At 42.3% G+C, this 3,392-nt stretch carries 2 protein-coding genes; one reads left to right on the plus strand and one right to left on the minus strand.

What is annotated here, in order from left to right; genetic code table 11:
• Positions 1 to 66 precede the first annotated feature (66 nt).
• Positions 67 to 1,209, plus strand: a complete 1,143-nt coding sequence (locus ACLFKQ_RS21055; protein WP_448998311.1) for an IS4 family transposase — start codon at positions 67 to 69, stop codon at positions 1,207 to 1,209.
• 199 nt (positions 1,210 to 1,408) lie between these two features.
• On the opposite strand, the gene ACLFKQ_RS21060 is transcribed toward ACLFKQ_RS21055, so the two are convergent.
• Positions 1,409 to 3,256 carry an ABC transporter ATP-binding protein gene (locus ACLFKQ_RS21060; RefSeq protein WP_449001699.1) on the minus strand — a complete coding sequence of 616 codons (1,848 nt, stop codon included), beginning with the start codon at positions 3,254 to 3,256 and terminating at the stop codon, positions 1,409 to 1,411.
• Positions 3,257 to 3,392: the final 136 nt, after the last annotated feature.

Raw genomic sequence — 3,392 nt, forward strand, 5'->3', positions numbered from 1 at the left:
GAACAGAGACAACCTATGGTAAAAAAGATTCGGTCAGTTATTGAGAATCCGACCGAACCCTAAAAAATGTTAAACCAATTGTACCGCAATCATCTTTCACGTTATCTGAGTGATGACCAACTAATTACTTTGGAAGTGCTGGTATACCTTATCCAGACCTACAAACAAGTAAAGATAGAAAGACTAGCTGCATACTTCCCTTTACCAATTAAATATGAGAGCCGTCGTCGCCGAATCCAAAGGTTTTTGAAGTCCTCAGCTTTATCAGTTTCGTTAGTCTGGTTTCCCATAGTCAAAGAAGTAGTTCAAAAGAAATTCTTGCCAGACCAGACAATTTATCTAGTCTTAGATAGAACTCAATGGCAAGATAAAAATCTGTTCATGGTTGGAGTAGTGATGGCGAAAAGAGCTTTGCCTATATACTGGCAGTTTCTAGAGAAGAAAGGAGCCAGTAACTTCGCTCAACAAAAAGCCATATTACGTCCAGTATTGAAGCTGTTTAAACAACACCAAATCGTTATTTTAGGAGACAGAGAATTCCAGAGTGTTGAACTAGCTAAGTGGCTGACCCAGCAGCAGGTCTACTTTGTGCTTCGACAGAGAAAGAGTACGAAGATAATGGTAACTCAATTAGGTTTTACTCCCTTAAAAGACCTAGACGTTAATCCAGGAGACCAACGGTTTTATCAAGAAACTAAAGTCACTCAACTGCATCAAGTTTCGGGGATTTATTTAGGGGTCTATTGGCGACGTATTTACCGAGGCATGGGGGCAAAGGAACCCTGGTATCTGCTGACAAATTTACCCAATTTACCTGAAGCTGTCAAAGCCTATAAAAAGCGCGTAGGGATTGAGGCGATGTTTAAAGATTGCAAGTCAGGTGGCTACAATCTCGAGGGGTCGCAAGCTCAGATTGAACGCCTTACTCGTCTAGTTTTGCTCATCGCCATTGCTTACACTCACTCGGTGTTCAAAGGACATACTCTTAGCCTTCGAGGTCAGTCTAAATACATCGGTCGCCATCGAAAAATTAAACAATCTTTGACTCGCAACAGCTACTTTTGGCTTGGTTTATATGGTAGTAGCTGGCTGGTTTCATTTACCTTGATGAAGGAATGGATAAACAAATTGATGTGGCTCAATCTCAATAAGCTGCCTTTTTACCAGAGGGGTCTACGAGCTATGTTTATTATCCAGCAATCTTTCTAGCTCCCTTGTCACCCCTTCAGGTTAAATTTAATCGCAATTAAGCTTGGCGGCCAAAAATATTAATGGTAATTAATCACGAGAGAGACTTTACTCAATTGCAACTAAATAATTTAAATAATTTAAATGTGTCACTATGTTATGTTTGTTACTAAACCATAATTGTCGTTCTGAGTTTACTTGTCAGCCTAATCGATCAAACTCAGCCAAATTTTCCCGTGGGAATGGAATCGATTAACTGACGAGTGTAATGGCTTTTAGGATAACGATAAATTGCTTCTGCGGTGTCAATTTCTTCAATTTTGCCTCGATTCATGACAATTATACGATCGCTCATGAATTTTACTACGCTGAGATCGTGAGAGATAAAAATATAGGTCAAGCCGAGTTCGCTCTGTAGTTCTTTAAGTAAATTTAGTACTTGTGCCTGTACCGACACATCCAAAGCAGAAACTGACTCATCGCAGATAATAAATTGGGGATTTAAAGCGAGGGCACGAGCGATGCAGACTCTCTGTCTCTGACCCCCAGAAAATTCATGAGGATAGCGAGCGCTCGAGTTGGGATTTAAACCAACTCTTTCTAGGAGTTCGGCAACTCGCTTGCGGCGATTACCTTTAATTCTGTGAACCTTGAGGGGTTCTGCGATCGCTTCACCAATAGTTATGCGGGGATTGAGAGAGTTGTAAGGATTTTGAAAGACAATTTGCATTTGCCGCCTGAGGTAACGCAGCTTACGGCTTTTTAGGGATAAGTTAGTCAGATCGTCACCATCAAACAGGATTTTGCCCTCTAAAGGAGCGATTAAACGTAAAATCGCTCTTGCTAGAGTGGATTTGCCACACCCCGATTCTCCCACCAAACCCAAAGTTTCTCCTGGATAAACTTCAAAAGACACGTCTTTGACAGCCATCAAATAACGTTGGGTGCGCCCTAACATTCCTTTGATGGGAAAACCTACCCGCAGGCGCTCGACAGTTACTAAAGGTTGTCGGGCGAGTAATTCAGCCAATCTAGTCTCTTGTTCTTCAGCAGTAACTGTTTGCTGGAGTTGTTCGCTAATTTTTGTCTGTTTTTCTTTAATGACTATTTCCCCGTTTGCCTCAGTCTCTAGTTGCATAAAATCAGCTACGGTAGGTAAGATTTGCAACTTGCGATCTAGACGGGGACGACAAGCTAGTAAACCTTTGGTGTAAGGATGCTGGGGATTGGTAAAAACTTCGGCAATTTTGCCTGACTCGACTACTTTGCCGCGGTACATTACTGCCACCGAGTCTACGAGTTCTGCAATTACTCCGAGATCGTGAGTGATAAAAATCAGCGACATTCCCCGCTTACGACATAAATTTCGCAGCAAATCCAAAATCTTGGCTTGAACGGTAACATCTAGAGCAGTTGTTGGTTCGTCGGCAATTAGCACTCGAGGATTGCAGGAAATGGCGATCGCAATAGTTACTCGTTGCAGTTGTCCACCCGAAAGTTCGTGGGGATAGCGTTTGAGCATCCGATGCTTCTGCTCGTTGACGTAGTTGGCAATCTCTTTGTCGCTACTCCTACCGTCCGGATGTTCGGAGAGATACTGTTGTTCTAGTATTTCATCATTGGGAAGTAGCTGTACTTCCTGGAGTAAGGCGAGCGCTTTTCTTCTCGCTTCGGCAGGACTAACTTTTTGATGTAGTAAAATTGCCTCTGTCAGCTGAAAACCGATGTCATAAACTGGATTTAGGGCACTCATCGGTTCCTGGAAAATCATCGCAATTTGACCACCACGATAACTTCTTCTCTGAGCTTCCTTCACTTGTAATAAATTTACCCGACGATTATCTTCTCTTTGAAACCAGATTTCTCCTTGAGTAATAATTCCGGGGCTGGCAATCAAACCCATAATTGCCAGAGAAGTAACGGATTTACCAGAACCAGACTCCCCAACCAAGCCTAATTTTTCTCCATGTCGCAGCTGAAAACTAAGATTATCTACGGCAACAACGGGTCGATGTTCGGTAAGAAATTGTACTTGGAGCTGGCGAACGTCGAGAACAGGGTCGAGCATAGTATAGTTAGGTCAAAACATTAACAGAATTTTAACCGATACCTACAGAACCAAAGTTAAGAGTTGCAGACATAATAATATGGCGTTGCTGAATCAAGGGAGGAATCGATAAGAAATAGGTACATCTTCAAACTTC

It is taken from the genome of Myxosarcina sp. GI1(2024) (genome assembly GCF_053543375.1).

Bases quoted from the DNA above. Each gene is read 5' to 3' on its own strand.
- ACLFKQ_RS21055 (WP_448998311.1), top strand. From the start codon at position 67: ATGTTAAACCAATTGTACCGCAATCATCTTTCACGTTATCTGAGTGAT.
- ACLFKQ_RS21060 (WP_449001699.1), bottom strand. From the start codon at position 3,256: ATGCTCGACCCTGTTCTCGACGTTCGCCAGCTCCAAGTACAATTTCTT.